The sequence below is a fragment of the Brevibacterium sp. CS2 genome (assembly GCF_005280295.1).
Classification (GTDB): domain Bacteria; phylum Actinomycetota; class Actinomycetes; order Actinomycetales; family Brevibacteriaceae; genus Brevibacterium; species Brevibacterium pityocampae.
The window spans coordinates 1,009,508-1,022,975 of record NZ_CP040020.1; the positions used below are offsets into that span (position 1 = coordinate 1,009,508).

The 13,468-nt window shown below is 69.5% G+C and carries 13 protein-coding genes and 1 pseudogene; 12 read left to right on the top strand and 2 right to left on the bottom strand.

What is annotated here, in order from left to right; translation table 11 throughout:
- Positions 1 to 25 precede the first annotated feature (25 nt).
- The gene (locus FDF13_RS04390; RefSeq protein ID WP_137318595.1) at positions 26 to 1,153 is read right to left on the bottom strand and encodes a hypothetical protein; all 1,128 of its coding nucleotides are present in this window, start codon (positions 1,151 to 1,153) and stop codon (positions 26 to 28) included.
- 535 nt (positions 1,154 to 1,688) lie between these two features.
- On the opposite strand from FDF13_RS04390, the gene rpmB reads away from it, so the two are divergent.
- From rpmB to FDF13_RS04445, 11 genes and pseudogenes are all read left to right on the top strand, one after another.
- Complete coding sequence (gene rpmB, locus FDF13_RS04395; protein ID WP_101652986.1) at positions 1,689 to 1,925, top strand: 50S ribosomal protein L28; 237 nt, start codon at positions 1,689 to 1,691, stop codon at positions 1,923 to 1,925.
- The gene (gene rpmG / locus FDF13_RS04400) at positions 1,922 to 2,092 is read left to right on the top strand and encodes a 50S ribosomal protein L33 (protein ID WP_302630566.1); all 171 of its coding nucleotides are present in this window, start codon (positions 1,922 to 1,924) and stop codon (positions 2,090 to 2,092) included. The genes rpmB and rpmG overlap by 4 nt, the downstream gene beginning before the upstream one ends.
- 6 nt (positions 2,093 to 2,098) lie before the next feature.
- Positions 2,099 to 2,404, top strand: a complete 306-nt coding sequence (gene rpsN, locus FDF13_RS04405) for a 30S ribosomal protein S14 (RefSeq protein WP_137318596.1) — start codon at positions 2,099 to 2,101, stop codon at positions 2,402 to 2,404.
- Between the two features lie 58 nt (positions 2,405 to 2,462).
- Positions 2,463 to 2,753: an HU family DNA-binding protein gene (locus FDF13_RS04410; protein ID WP_137318597.1), complete on the top strand. Its 291-nt coding sequence runs from the start codon at positions 2,463 to 2,465 to the stop codon at positions 2,751 to 2,753.
- A gap of 448 nt (positions 2,754 to 3,201) precedes the next feature.
- A pseudogene (locus FDF13_RS15560) lies at positions 3,202 to 3,372 on the top strand (helix-turn-helix domain-containing protein); the annotation flags it as partial.
- Positions 3,373 to 3,600: 228 nt separating this feature from the next.
- A protein-coding gene (locus tag FDF13_RS04420) for an IS3 family transposase (protein ID WP_254668749.1) occupies positions 3,601 to 4,766 on the top strand; the annotation gives its coding sequence in 2 pieces (ribosomal slippage) (positions 3,601 to 3,885 and positions 3,888 to 4,766; 1,164 coding nt in all).
- 54 nt (positions 4,767 to 4,820) lie between these two features.
- A complete protein-coding gene (locus FDF13_RS04425) occupies positions 4,821 to 5,510 on the top strand; it encodes an IS30 family transposase (RefSeq protein WP_137318599.1) in 690 nt (229 codons plus the stop codon).
- Between the two features lie 89 nt (positions 5,511 to 5,599).
- Positions 5,600 to 6,457 carry a nitrilase-related carbon-nitrogen hydrolase gene (locus tag FDF13_RS04430; RefSeq protein ID WP_137318600.1) on the top strand — a complete coding sequence of 286 codons (858 nt, stop codon included), beginning with the start codon at positions 5,600 to 5,602 and terminating at the stop codon, positions 6,455 to 6,457.
- Between the two features lie 7 nt (positions 6,458 to 6,464).
- Positions 6,465 to 8,648: a cytochrome c oxidase assembly protein gene (locus FDF13_RS04435; protein WP_137318601.1), complete on the top strand. Its 2,184-nt coding sequence runs from the start codon at positions 6,465 to 6,467 to the stop codon at positions 8,646 to 8,648.
- 367 nt (positions 8,649 to 9,015) lie between these two features.
- Positions 9,016 to 10,389 carry an MFS transporter gene (locus tag FDF13_RS04440; protein WP_137318602.1) on the top strand — a complete coding sequence of 458 codons (1,374 nt, stop codon included), beginning with the start codon at positions 9,016 to 9,018 and terminating at the stop codon, positions 10,387 to 10,389.
- The gene (locus tag FDF13_RS04445; protein ID WP_137318603.1) at positions 10,386 to 11,150 is read left to right on the top strand and encodes a 3-hydroxybutyrate dehydrogenase; all 765 of its coding nucleotides are present in this window, start codon (positions 10,386 to 10,388) and stop codon (positions 11,148 to 11,150) included. The genes FDF13_RS04440 and FDF13_RS04445 overlap by 4 nt, the downstream gene beginning before the upstream one ends.
- A gap of 175 nt (positions 11,151 to 11,325) precedes the next feature.
- Here FDF13_RS04445 and FDF13_RS04450 read toward each other — a convergent pair whose 3' ends face one another.
- Positions 11,326 to 12,390 (bottom strand): LysR family transcriptional regulator, encoded by a 1,065-nt coding sequence (locus FDF13_RS04450; RefSeq protein ID WP_137318604.1) that lies wholly within the window; start codon positions 12,388 to 12,390, stop codon positions 11,326 to 11,328.
- A gap of 159 nt (positions 12,391 to 12,549) precedes the next feature.
- Between FDF13_RS04450 and mmsB the strand changes: the two genes are divergently transcribed.
- Complete coding sequence (gene mmsB / locus FDF13_RS04455) at positions 12,550 to 13,458, top strand: 3-hydroxyisobutyrate dehydrogenase (protein WP_137318605.1); 909 nt, start codon at positions 12,550 to 12,552, stop codon at positions 13,456 to 13,458.
- The last annotated feature ends 10 nt before the right edge of the window (positions 13,459 to 13,468 follow it).

A 13,468-nucleotide genomic window follows, 5' to 3' on the forward strand; every position in this document is an offset into this window, starting at 1 on the left:
ACCTGCTCCTGCCGGGCAGGGCCGCTCAGGGATTGAGCTTCGTGGCCTCGTCCGGGCCCTCGGTCGTCGACAGCTTCTTCGCGAAGCAGTGGTCGCGGTCGATGCTGAGCTCGCGGCAGTGCGCGAGCGCCTCCTGCGGGTCCTCGTAGCCCGTGTCGAGCACGGTGATCCAGTAGTCGTTGAATCGGAACGTCGACCAGTCGCCGCTCCACAGGAGCATCGCCTCGGGGTGCTCGGTACGGTTCTGCTCGAACTCCTCGAGGATGTCCTCCTCGGTCCAGGTGCGGCCCTCGGTGCGCAGGCCGTCCTGCTTGGCGCTCAGCTGCACAACCCAGCGGTCCTGCAGCCCGTCCATCGCCCGGGCGGTGTCGTCCTCGGAGATCGACCGGAGCTGCTCGCCGGCGGCCACGGCGGTTGCGGCGGAGTCGGTGGAGCCGGAGGCGTGGCCCGTTCCCGCATCGGTCTGCGGCTGCGAGCTGTCCGAGGGCATCTCGGTGGAGCGGATGCCGTTGTCGGGGCCGAGGAAGTTCCCGCCGAGCACGAGCGCGATCGCGAGGACCGAAACACCGGCCACGGTGGCGAGCAGGATGCGCGGGCCGCTGCGACGGCCCCCTCTGTCGCGGGTCGGGGTGCCGCCGCTGCCGGACCCGGCGGGCGCCTCGGCACCGGGAGCGGGGTGCGTGCCGGGAACCGCGTTGGGCTGCTCACCGGTGTGCGCGGCGATGTACTCGTAGTAGGTGGACCGGTCGACGTCGCTGCGGTCGTGGCCTGTCTGCCCGGTGCCGCCCGTCGCGGACCTGTCGAGTGCTGACAGCGGGTAGTACTGCCCGTCGGCGGCCTGGAAGTAGACGGAGCCGTCGGCGGCGCGGAAGCAGGCCAGGCCGTCGGGTCCGGTGAAGTGCCCCGTCGCCGGTGCCCCGGGCTGCGGAGCAGACTGCGGGGCGGGGCTCGGGGCGGAGGAGGGAGTAGCCGGGAAGGCGGGCGGGGACAGCCGGCGGGGCCGGGTACGGCGCGGTGGGATGCGGGAGCGCCCGGGGTGCCGGTCGCCCGTCTGCGGGTGCGTCGATGCGTGCCGGGCGATCGGGATCCCAGTTCTCGCTCTGTGCCGGGCGGATCCGGGGTCTGCGCGGATCTCGGCCGGGCGTCGTGCCATCCGGAGGAAGGGGTCTCATCGGGTGCGTGGCCTCGGTCCGTGGGCAGCCTGCGGGCAGTCCATGGAGAATACTGTGGCACGTCCGCTGCGCGGGATCAACCGGATTTGCCTGGTCCGACCGGGCTCCCATAAGATTGTCTTCTGTTGTGTCGATCGATGACCGATCAGCTTCCCCCGCACGGCCCGCGCATCCGCCGCGTCGCGTGGAGGATCCGATCGCCGGACGTCGACACAGTGCTCATTGAGCGCTGCATCTTGCTTCGGCCCCCTCTCACAGGCTTCAGCTCAGCGCTGATGAGACATCTCGTCACGAAAGTGCGCTCCCGTCCGCGGGAGCGTGCGGAACTGACGGACACGAGCCCTTCGCCGGGCGCAGGCATGTCGGCCCTCCGCACCGCGGAGTCAGCAGGCGCCGGCCCGGTGTCGAATCATGTGTGATGTCTTCGGCGTGTCCACCCCGAACGGTCCGTGCGCGGACCGGTGGGGAACCGGCAGTCCGGTGGACCGTCGGCATTAGTGAAACTGGAGGAGAGAAATGGCAGCAACCTGCCAGGTGACCGGAGCCGTTCCCGGTTTCGGACACAATGTGTCCCACTCGAACCGCCGCACCAAGCGCCGGTTCGACCCGAATATTCAGAAGAAGCGCTACTTCGTGCCCTCGCTGCGGCGTTCCGTGACTCTCACGGTGTCCACCAAGGGCATCAAGATCATCGACGCCCGCGGAATCGACTCCGTGGTGAATGAACTCATCGCCAAGGGAGTGAAGCTCTGATGGCCAAAGCACAGGACATCCGCCCGATCATCAAGCTCAAGTCGACGGCCGGCACCGGGTACACCTACGTGACCCGCAAGAACCGCCGCAACAACCCGGATCGCATCGTGCTCAAGAAGTACGATCCCACGATCCGCAAGCACGTCGAATTCCGAGAGGAGCGCTGAGCGCACATGGCCAAGAAGTCGAAGATCGCCCGTGACCAGCAGCGCCGCGAGGTCGTCGAGCGCTACGCCGAGCGTCGCGCCACCCTCAAGCGTCAGCTCACCCACCCGAACAGCACCGACGACCAGCGCGAGGAGGCACGTCTGGCACTCCAGAAGCTGCCCCGCGACGCCTCGCCGGTCCGTCTGCGCAACCGCGACCAGGTCGACGGTCGCCCGCGCGGATACCTCCGCAAGTTCGGTCTGTCGCGCGTCCGCTTCCGCGAGATGGCGCACAACGGCGAACTCCCCGGGATCACCAAGTCCAGCTGGTAGTCTCTGGTAAGTTCGTAATCGGTTAAACAGATCCGATGTCCTGAAGGAGGGCACAACTATGGCTAAGAACCGCAGTGAACTCGTCTCCGAGGTCGCAGAGAGCACCGGCCTGACCCAGAAGCAGGTCTCCGATGTTCTCGACGGCGTCTTCGAGTCGTTCTCGAACGTCGTCGCCAAGGGCGAGAAGCTCACCATCCCTGGCTGGCTGTCCGTCGAGCGCACCGAGCGTGCCGCTCGCAAGGGCCGCAACCCGCAGACCGGTGAAGAGATCCAGATCGCTGCCGGTTACTCGGTCAAGCTGTCCGCGGGCTCGAAGCTCAAGGCTGCCGCCGGTACCCCGAAGAAGTGATTCTTCGCGCACCTGCGCTGAAGGCCCGGACCCCCTGAGGGTCCGGGCCTTCGCCCATTCATGGGCCGAGGTGGCCCGGCCGTCCCGAGGCGTGTCGCCCGAGCCCGGTCCCGGGGCCGGGCGCCCGGGGTCGGTCGCCCAGGCCCGAAGGCGCATCGCCGGGCGCGGTCACACCCCCAGGGTGTTCGCTGAGAGTGCGATCGCCGAAGGTTTCGCTCTGGTGGTGTCATACAGTCATCGCAACACTCGTTGTCAGGGTAGGTGCGAAAGGGGTTGTGTGATGGTCGGGTCGAGGAATGCGGGCAGGGTCGGTCGGTACGATCTGGCGTGGGAGTTCGAATTCCGGGTCTGGGAACTACGCGGGCAGGGACTCTCGATCGAGGAGATCGCTTCCACGGTCGAGAAGTCCGCGACCTGGGTCTCGCGGATCATCTCGCGCCGCGGGGGAATGCCACCGCGGCGCATCCCTCCGGGATCACGGGCCCGCAAGGGCCAGCACTTGACGATCTCGGATCGCGAAGCGATCCTCGCCGGTCTGGCCGCGGGGTATTCGATGCGCACGATCGCAGCATCGCTGGGGGTGAGTCCCTCGACGATCAGTCGCGAGGTCGCGCGGAATCGTGATCGCAGGCTCGTCGGGGCCGGGGTCGATTACTCCCCGGCACGCGCCCAGCTCAAAGCGGTGCATCGCCGGCACCGGACGCGGCCATGCAAACTCGCGACGAACGCCCGGTTGCGGGACTGGGTGCAGGAGAAACTCAGCCAGCAGCGATGGTCACGGGACTGATGCACGGATAGGTGTCACCTGATCTGGCTTACCAATGCGTGGGCCTGGAAGGATGTCACCATGCCCAAGCCCTACCCGAAAGAGTTCCGCGAGGACGTCGTCCGCGTCGCTCTTAACCGTGACGAGTCGACGACGATCGCGCAGATCGGTGCCGACTTCGGTATCCACGAAGGCACCGTAGCCAAATGGCTCCGCCAGGCTGAGATCGACGCCGGCAACAAACCCGGCACCAGCACCGACGGCTCCGCGGAGCTGCGTGAGCTCAGGCGACGCAACCGGCTGCTCGAGCAGGAGAACGAAGTCCTCCGCCGCGCGGCCGCTTATCTATCGCAGGCGAACCTGCCGTCAAAAGGCTCTACCCGCTCGTGAGAGAGCTCGCCGCCGACGGGATTCCCGTTGCGGTGTCGTGCCGGGTTCTGAAGCTCTCCCGCCAGCCGTACTATCGCTGGCTCACACGGCCGGTCCTTGATGCCGAATTAGTCGAGGCCTATCGGGCGAATGCTCTCTATGATGCCCACCGCGATGATCCGGAGTTCGGTTACAGGTTCCTCGCCGATGAAGCCTGCACATCCGGTGAGGCCATGAGCACCCGAACCGCTTGGCGGATCTGCTCGAGAAATCAGTGGTGGTCGGTGTTCGGCAAGGCTCGGGCGAAGAACGGGAAGAAGCCGGGTCCGCCCGTCCACGACGACCGGGTCGAACGGAACTTCACCGCGGCTGGTCCTAACGAGTTGTGGCTGACCGACATCACCGAGCACAAGACGGACGAGGGCAAGCTCTACCTCTGTGCGATCAAGGATGTGTACTCCGGCCGGATCGTTGGCTATTCCATTGACAGCCGGATGAAGGCCCGTCTGGCTGTGGATGCCCTGGAGATGGCCGCCGTGCGGCGCGGGGACGTGACCGGTTGCGTGGTCCACAGCGACAGGGGCTCGCAATTTCGTTCACGGAAGTATGTCACCGCTCTGACCAGGCGCGGGCTGGCCGGATCGATGGGTCGCGTGGGTGCAGCGGGCGATAATGCGGCAATGGAATCGTTCTTCGCGCTCTTGCAGAAAAACGTCCTCGACCGCCGGCGCTGGTCTACCCGCGAGAAGTTGCGGATCGCAATCGTGACCTGGATTGAGCGGACGTATCACCGTCGGCGTCGGCAAGCGCGCCTGGGCCGGTTGACGCCGGTGGAGTACGAGGCGATCATGAAACCCGCTGCGAACCTCGCAGCGTGAAACCCAAACTGACACTTAAACGTGCATCAGTCCCCACCGAAACTCATCGCGTTGATGCTGGTCGAGGAGTTCCCCGACGATGTGTCTATGAGAGTCAGTCACGAAACGATCTATCAAGCGCTCTACGTGCAGGCCAAGGGCGGACTCAGACGTGAGCTCACCACGTACCTGCGGACCCGCAGGAAACAGCGGAAGTCCCGTTCCAGCACGGAACGACGCGGCCGGATCAGTGACATGGTCAATATCGCCGACCGGCCCTTCGACCCTGATGATCGCAGTGTGCCCGGGCACTGGGAGGGCGATGAGATCATCGGGAAGGACCACAAGAGCGCGCTGGTCACGGTGGTGGAGCGCCAGACCCGGTACGCGGTGATCATCCGGCTGCCCGATGGGCATGGGCCCGAACCCGTCGCCCGGGTGATCGCAGAGCGATTCGGGGAGTTCCCGACCCGGATGCGCAAGTCCTTGACCTGGGATCAGGGAGTCGAGATGGGGCAGCACAAGCAGATCACCGCCGCGACGAAGATGGACGTGTATTTCTGTGACCCGCATTCCCCGTGGCAGCGCGGGACGAACGAGAACACCAACGGACTCATCCGCGGGTTCTTCCCCAAAGGCACAGACTTCCGCGACGTCACCGATGAAGAAGTCGCCCACGTCGAGTACCTGATCAACACGCGGCCGAGGCCCACACTCGAGTTGCAGACCCCGGCCGACATGTTCGAAAAGCTCCTGATGCGTTAGAAGCTTGACACCACCTCTCAGGAACCTTCGGAGATTGCGCTCCAGGGGGTGCGTTGGTCCGGGGCGCAGGCGGCGACTACCCTTGAGACATGCGTGTTTCAGCGATCCAGCTCGCCTATACCGATGAGGACTCCCAGCAGACGCGGATCGAGCGCGCCGCCCGGCTCGTGAGGGCCCAGCACGGCTCCGATCTCGTCGTCCTGCCCGAGCTGTGGTCGCCCGGCGGCTTCTCCTACCGCGACTGGGGACCCCGCGCCGAATCGCCCACCGACGGTCCGACCGTCACCGCGCTCGCCCAGGCGGCCCGCGACATCGGCGCCTACGTGCACATCGGCTCCGTCATCGAGGGCAGCGAGACCGCCCTGGCCCGGCTCGCCGAATACGACCATGACGTCACCGCCCTCCCGGAGCTGCCCGACGGCGAGCGCCACCTGTGGAACACCTCGGTCGTCGTGTCCCCGGCCGGCGAGGTCATCGCGACGTACCGCAAGATCCACCGCTTCGGGTTCGGCTCCGGCGAGCCCAAGCTCCTCGAGGCCGGTGAGGACATCGTCACCGTGCCGCTCGAGGTCGACGGCCGCACCGTCGCCCTCGGCCTCGCCACCTGCTACGACCTCCGGTTCCCGGAGATGTTCCGCGCCCTGCTCGACGCCGGGGCCGAGGTCGTCGCCGTGCCCGCCGCCTGGCCCGCGCCACGGGTCGACCACTGGAGCCTGTTCGCCCGCGCCCGCGCCGCCGAGGACTTCATGGCCGTGATCGCCTGCAACACCGCCGGCTTCCACTCGCGCACGGAGATGGGCGGGCACTCCGTCATCGTCGACGCCTCCGGAACCGTCCTCGCCGAGGCGGCCACCGATGAGACCGTGATCGTCGCCGACATCGACATCGACGCGATCCACACCCGCCGCGAGAGCTTCCCCGCGCTCGCCGACCGACGGCTGCGCTGAGCGGCCGGTGACCACCACCCAGGCCACGCGCACCACCGGTCCGGCCGGTCGCGGCCCCGCCGGGGCGGCAGCGGACCGCCGCACCGCGCGCCGGCTCCGCCTCGCCGCGCTCCCGGGCTTCATCGTCCTCGGCGCGGTCGTCGGCCTCCTCGCCCTCGACTCCACCGGTGCCGCGGCCCCCACCCTGCTCAACGACGCCGGCCCGCTCGGCCGCTTCGGCCTGCCGGCGGCGAAGTTCCTCTTCAACTCCGCGATGGCGGTGACGATCGGCGCTCTCGTGCTCGCCTCCGTGGTGCTGCCCCGCAGCGCCCCGGTCCGCCGTCGCCACAGGGATCGCAAGGCCGACGCGGACCAGGAGCTCGATCCCGCCTGGTCGGCGTGCCTGCGGGTGGCCGAGGTCGCCTCGGTGGCGTGGACGGTGTCCGCGATCGGCGTGCTCGTCCTCACCTTCGTCGACACGGCCGGCGCGCAGGCGCTGACCGGTGACTTCTCCGCCCAGCTCGGGGTGTACGTCACCCAGGTGCCCTACGGCCAGCTGTGGACGCTCATCGTCGTGCTCGCCGCGATCGTCTCCACCCTCGTGTTCGCGGTCCGCAGCTTCACTGGGATCGGCCTCGTCACCGTCCTGTCGTTCATCCCGCTCGTCCCTCAGGCCCTCATGGGGCATGCGGCGGAGGCCTCCGGCCACATGCAGGCGGTCAACAGCATCGGGCTCCACCTCGTCGCCGTCGTCGTGTGGCTCGGCGGGCTGTTGGCCCTCGCGGTGCTCGCCCCCGTGCTCACCGGCCGCGGGGACCTCGGCGTGCTCGTCTCGCGGTTCTCCGCGCTGGCACTGTTCGCCTGGGCACTCATGATCGTCTCCGGGTTCTTCAACGCCCTCCTGCGCGTGGACTCGCTCGCGGACTGGACGACCCCCTACGGGATGCTCGTCGTCGTCAAGATCGCCCTCACCGCGGCGCTCGGCGTCATCGGCTGGTGGCACCGCAGCTTCGTCATCGGCCGCCTCGCCGGCTCGCCCGCGGACGGCGCCGCTGCCGGGCGGCCGGGCACGGCCGGGGCGAGCTCCGCCGCCGGGAGAGCGACGGTGCAGGCCACCGGGACGAGCGGGACCGTCTCCTCCCGGGTCGAGTTCTGGCGCCTGATCGGCATCGAGACACTGCTGTTCTCGGCCGTCATGGCGCTCGGCACCGTGCTCGCCCGCTCCCAGCCGCCCGTGCCCGACGAGCCGCCGGCCGTGCCCACCCCGGCCGAGCGGCTGACCTCCGAGCCCCTGCCGCCGGAGCCCACCTGGGCCACGTTCTTCACCGAGTGGCAGCTCGACCCGCTGTGGGTGGTCGTCGCCGTCGGCCTCGCGATCGCCTACATCGCCGGGTTCGTGCGCCTGCGCCGGCGCGGGGACGCCTGGCCGGTCGGACGCCTGATCCTGTGGCTTTTCGGCATGGCGCTGCTCGTCTACGTGACCTCCGGCGGGCCGATGGTCTACGGGCGGGTGCTGTTCTCCGCCCACATGATCCAGCACATGCTCATCGTCATGTTCATCCCGCTGCCCATGGTCCTCGGCGCGCCGATCACCCTGCTCATGCGCGCGGTGCCCGCCCGCACCGACGGCTCGCGCGGCGCCCGCGACTGGATCCTCGGCGCCGTCCACCACCCGTATCTGCGGTTCTGGGCCCACCCGGTGGTGGCGGCGGTGAACTTCTCCGGCTCGCTCGTCGTCTTCTACTATTCCGGACTCATGTGGTGGGCGCTCTCGACGCACATCGGCCACGAGCTCATGATCCTCCACTTCACCGCCGCCGGGTACATGTTCGCGCAGGCGATGATCGGCATCGACCCCGGCGTCAGCCGCTTCCGCTACCCGCTGCGGCTCCTGCTGCTCCTCATCACCATGGCGTTCCACGCCTTCTTCGGCCTGTCGATCATGGCCTCGACGACCCTCATCGAGGGCGACTGGTACGGCAACATCGGCCACGGCTGGATCCCGGCGATCGACGACCAGGTGCGCGGCGGGGAGATCGCCTGGGGCATCGGCGAGCTGCCGACGCTCGCGCTCGCGATCATCGCCGCCGTCCAGTGGTCGCGCTCCTCGGACCGCGAGGCGAAGCGTCGGGACCGGGCCGAGGACCGGACCGGGGACGCGGAGCTCAAGGCGTACAACGACATGCTCGCCGGCCTCGATCGGCGTCGCTGAGCAGCGCGGCCGATCCACCGGACTGTCCAGCAGGGCCGCGGGGCTGTGCGGCAGGGCCGCCGGGCCGCTCCCCACCTCCCTCTCCTGTGCCCGGGTGCACCGCCGAGCACACATCATCTGCGGACTTGCACACTGCAATCGGGTCACGATGCGCGCTCCGTGCTTGAAGGGCACACAGGAAAGGTTCAGGATGGGCTATCGAACGCACCCCGAAGGAGTGGCCGCGTTCAACCGGCCCACAGCGCTGTGATCGGTACGACTACGTCATCTCCTTCACTCACCCGCCTGCGGATCACCGCCCGGCGAGAGGACCATCCCGGGAGCCCCGGGTCGACCCGGCTCGGCATCCGCCGAGCGAAGGAGCATCATGAGCACGAACACATCGGAGGCGCTCAAGCCCGAGGAGCGCACGCAGCTGCAGCGCGTCGTCGCGGCCTCGATGGCCGGCACCATCGTCGAGTGGTACGAGTTCTTCCTCTACGCGGCGGCCGCCACCCTCGTCTTCAACAAGATCCTCTTCCCCCAGTCGGACAACCCGTTCGACGCGATCATCCTCGCCTTCGGCTCCTACGCGATCGGCTTCATCGCCCGCCCGCTCGGCGGCATCGTGTTCGGCCACTTCGGTGACAAGCACGGTCGCAAGAAGCTGCTCCAGCTCTCGATCATCCTCGTCGGCACCTCGACGTTCCTCATGGGCTGCATCCCGACCTTCGAGGCCGTCGGCTACATCGCGCCGGTCATGCTCGTCCTGCTCCGCTTCATCCAGGGCTTCGCGGTCGGCGGCGAGTGGGGCGGCGCCGTGCTGCTCGTCGCCGAGCACTCCCCGCGCGACTCCCGCGCGTTCTGGTCCTCCTGGCCGCAGGCCGCGGTGCCGATGGGCAACCTGCTCGCCACCGGCGTGCTGTTCGGCCTCGTCGCCGTGCTGTCCGACGCCGCGTTCCTGTCCTGGGGCTGGCGCGTCGCCTTCTGGCTGTCGGCCGTCATCGTGTTCGTCGGGTGGTACATCCGCACCAAGGTCGCCGACGCCCCGATCTTCCAGGAGGCGCAGGAGGAGGTCGTCGAGGGCGAGGCCGGCTACGGCGTCGCCGAGGTGTTCAAGCGCTACCCGCGCGGCGTCTTCACCGCGATGGGTCTGCGCTTCGTCGAGAACATCCACTACTACCTCGTCGTGACCTTCTCGATCACCTACCTCTCCATCCAGGTCGGCGTCGAGAGCATGGAGATCCTCGGCCTGCTGCTCGTCGCGCACGCCATCCACGCCGCCGCCGTGCCGCTGGTCGGCAAGATCGGCGACATCGTGGGCCGCAAGATCCCCTACGGGATCGGCATCGTGCTGACCGCGACCTGGGGCTTCTTCGCCTTCCCGCTGTTCGATACCGGCGAGGACATGCTCATCCTCGTCGCCGTCGTCGCCGGACTCCTGTTCCACGCGCTCATGTACGCCTGCCAGCCGGCGATGATGGCGGAGATGTTCCCCACCCGCATGCGGTACTCCGGCGTCTCGCTCGGCTACCAGGTCACTGCGATCGTCGCCGGCTCCATGGCGCCGATCATCGCCACCACCCTGCTGCGGAACTTCGAGTCCTCGATCCCGATCTCGTTCTACCTCGCGGCGGCCGCAGCGGTGAGCTTCGTCGCGCTGCTGTTCACCCGTGAGACCCGCGGCATCGACCTGCTCGAGATCGACCGCCTCGACAACGAGCGCCGTGCCGGTGAGCGCGCCGCCCGGGCGGCCGGATGACCGGGCGGCCGGCGGGGGCCGGCATCGCCGGGAAGCGCGCTCTCGTCACCGGCGCCGCCTCGGGCTTGGGGCGCGCGATCGCCTCGACCCTGGCCGGCGCCGGTGCGCGGGTGACGGTCGCCGACATCGACGCGGAGGCCGCGCACGCGGTCGCCGAGGAGATCGGCGGGGAGACCTGGATCGCGGACTTCTCCGACACGGACGCGCTCGACGGGATCACCCTCGAGGCGGACATCCTCGTCAACAACGCCGGGATCCAGTGGATCCACCCGCTCGAGGAGTTCCCGCTCAGCGAGTGGCGGCTCATCAACCGGCTCATGCTCGAGGCGCCGTTCCTCCTCACCAAGGCGGTGCTGCCCGGGATGTACGCACGCGGCTGGGGGCGGATCATCAACCTCAGCTCGATCCACGGTCTGCGCGCCTCCCCATACAAGAGCGCCTACGTCGCGGCCAAGCACGGGCTCATGGGCCTGACGAAGGTCACCGCCCTCGAGGGTGGTCCGCACGGGGTGACGTGCAACGCGATCAATCCCGGCTACGTCATGACGCCGATCGTGCAGCGGCAGGTCGCCGACCAGGCGCAGACGCGCGGGATCGGCGAGGAGCAGGTGATGGAGGACGTGTTCCTCGCCCACTCGGCCGTGCCCCGGCTCGCCGAGCCCGAGGAGATCGCCGAGCTGGCGCTGTTCCTCGCCTCGGACGCCGCGGCCGTCATCACCGGTGCCGCCCACGTCGTCGACGGGGGCTGGTCCGCCGGCTGAGCGCCGACCCCCGGCCCCTGCGGGGCCGGACTCGCATGCGGGCGCCGTCCGCCGGGCGGCGCCTGCATGCGTGCTGCGGGCAGTCGGGTCAGCTGCCGTCCACCACTGCCTCGGGCACGTGCGCCACGGCGGGGCCGTGCGACGTCCCGGGCCGGGCGCCGCTTCCCCGCCCCCATCAGTCGGCGGCCGGCTCGGGCGCCTCCGCGGGGAGGGCCGAGCCGGGGAGCACCTCGGGCACGACCGGCGGCCGGGCGGAGAACTCGCGGAGGATCTCGAGCGCGGCCTCCACCCCGCGGTTGCGCAGCGCCTCGCGGCGCACGTTCGCCCAGTAGGTGATCCGGAGGTCGAACTCGGGGATCACCCGGACGAGTGCAGGGCTCGCCTGGCCGAGGTAGTTCGGGAGCAGCCCGATCCCGGCGCCGTGCTCGGCCGCACGGACGTGGACGAGCATGGAGTTCGAGCGGAGGAAGCCGCGGGGTTCCGGCAGGCGCGCGCCGGCGGAGTCGAGGACGTCGACGCCGAGCGTGTGCTCGATGTAGTAGACGAGCCGGTGGTCGGTGAGCTCGGCGACCGTGCCCGGGGTGCCGTTGGCCGCGAGGTACTCGGGGGTGGCGAACAGACCCAGGCTGTAGGCATTGAGCTGGTAGCTCAGCGAGCGCGCCACCTGGGGGCGGCCGACGACGATCTCGATGTCGACGCCGGACCGGTACTGGCGGGCGCGCTGGGTGGCGGTGACGAGCTCGACCTGGAGCCCGGGGTGGAGGCGCTGGAGCTCGGTGAGCGCGGGCGCGGCCCAGGTCAGGCTGAAGCCCTCCGGGGCGGCCACGCGCACCATCCCCGTGAGCTCCGCGGCACCCGTGACCGTCTGCTGGGCGCGGGCGAGGGCCGCCTCGATGTCCTCGGCGACGGCGAGCAGCTCACGCCCGCGTGAGGTGAGCTCCCAGCCCTCGGGGGCGTTGACGAGCACGCGGTCGCCGACGCTCTTCTCCAGTGCGGCGATCCGGCGGGACACCGTCGTGTGGTTGATCCCGAGGCTGTGCGCGGCGGCGGTGTACTTGCCCAGGCGGGCGACGGCGAGCAGGGTGAGGAGGTCGTCCGGCGCGACGGGGTGCGCGCTGTGGCCGGGGCGAAGGTGCGGGCCCGGCCGGGGAGCGGTGCCGGGCCGAGGTGAGCTGTCCGGGCGGGGGCCGGCGCCGGTCCGGCCGCGGACCGGCTCGCCGTGTGCATCGGTGTGGGGCATGTTCGGAGTGTATCTGCACGGCTGCACACTCGGTTTGCGCAACTGGCCCGCCGCGCACAGTGCCGCGCCCGCACGGGCGGACGTAGGCTGGTGGCACGACCAGGACAGCGCGGCCCGGATGCACAGCAGTCGGCCGCCACCCGTGTGCAAGGAGGCACCATGGCAACCATCGGATGGATCGGCTTGGGCAATATGGGCAGGCCGATGACGAAGAACCTCATCGCCGCCGGGCACACCGTGCGTGGCTACGACCTCGACGAGCGCGCCGTGGCGGCGGCCGCGGAGAACGGCGTCGAGGCGGTCGGCTCGATCGCGCAGGCCGTCGACGGGGCCGAGGTCGTCTTCACCATGCTCCCCAAGGGCGAGCACGCCCGCAGCGTCCACCTCGGCGACGGCGGGGTGCTCGAGTTCGCCGCACCCGGGACCCTGCTCATCGACTCCTCGACGATCGACGTCGACTCCGCGAACGCGCTCCACGACGCCGCCGAGAAGGCCGGGTTCGCGTTCGTCGACGCTCCGGTGTCCGGCGGCATCTCCGGCGCCGCGGCCGGGACGCTGACCTTCATGCTCGGCGGGGCGGATGCCGACGTCGAGCGCGCCCGGACCTTCGTCGAGCCGATGGCCGGCAACGTCTTCCACGCCGGCGGCAACGGTGCGGGCCAGGCGGCGAAGATCGTCAACAACATGATGCTCGCGATCAGCCTCCAGGGCGCGGCGGAGGGCGCGGTGCTCGCCCGGAAGCTCGGGCTCGACGCGCAGACCTTCTGGGACATCGCCCATGTGTCCTCCGGCGACTCGTGGCCGCTGCGCACCTGGTACCCGGTGCCCGGCGTGGTCGAGACGTCCGCGGCGAACAAGGGCTTCGACGCGACCTTCGCGACCGCGCTCGCCCACAAGGACGTCGGGCTCGCGATGGCTGGTGCGGAGTCCGTGGGCGTCACCCTGCCGGCGGCCCAGGTCGCCTTCGACAACCTGCAGAAGCTCATGGACGACGGCTACGCGGACAAGGACTGCTCCCTCGTCATCCGCAACATCGACCCCGAGGCGCCGGGCGTCCCGCAGGACTGAGGGCGCCCCG

What these genes read in the sequence shown, in the direction of transcription:
- FDF13_RS04390 (WP_137318595.1), bottom strand. Translation starts at nt 1,153, where the DNA reads ATGGCACGACGCCCGGCCGAGATCCGCGCAGACCCCGGATCCGCCCGG.
- rpmB (WP_101652986.1), top strand. Translation starts at nt 1,689, where the DNA reads ATGGCAGCAACCTGCCAGGTGACCGGAGCCGTTCCCGGTTTCGGACAC.
- rpsN (WP_137318596.1), top strand. Translation starts at nt 2,099, where the DNA reads ATGGCCAAGAAGTCGAAGATCGCCCGTGACCAGCAGCGCCGCGAGGTC.
- FDF13_RS04410 (WP_137318597.1), top strand. Translation starts at nt 2,463, where the DNA reads ATGGCTAAGAACCGCAGTGAACTCGTCTCCGAGGTCGCAGAGAGCACC.
- FDF13_RS04425 (WP_137318599.1), top strand. Translation starts at nt 4,821, where the DNA reads ATGCTGGTCGAGGAGTTCCCCGACGATGTGTCTATGAGAGTCAGTCAC.
- FDF13_RS04430 (WP_137318600.1), top strand. Translation starts at nt 5,600, where the DNA reads ATGCGTGTTTCAGCGATCCAGCTCGCCTATACCGATGAGGACTCCCAG.
- FDF13_RS04440 (WP_137318602.1), top strand. Translation starts at nt 9,016, where the DNA reads ATGAGCACGAACACATCGGAGGCGCTCAAGCCCGAGGAGCGCACGCAG.
- FDF13_RS04445 (WP_137318603.1), top strand. Translation starts at nt 10,386, where the DNA reads ATGACCGGGCGGCCGGCGGGGGCCGGCATCGCCGGGAAGCGCGCTCTC.
- FDF13_RS04450 (WP_137318604.1), bottom strand. Translation starts at nt 12,390, where the DNA reads ATGCCCCACACCGATGCACACGGCGAGCCGGTCCGCGGCCGGACCGGC.
- mmsB (WP_137318605.1), top strand. Translation starts at nt 12,550, where the DNA reads ATGGCAACCATCGGATGGATCGGCTTGGGCAATATGGGCAGGCCGATG.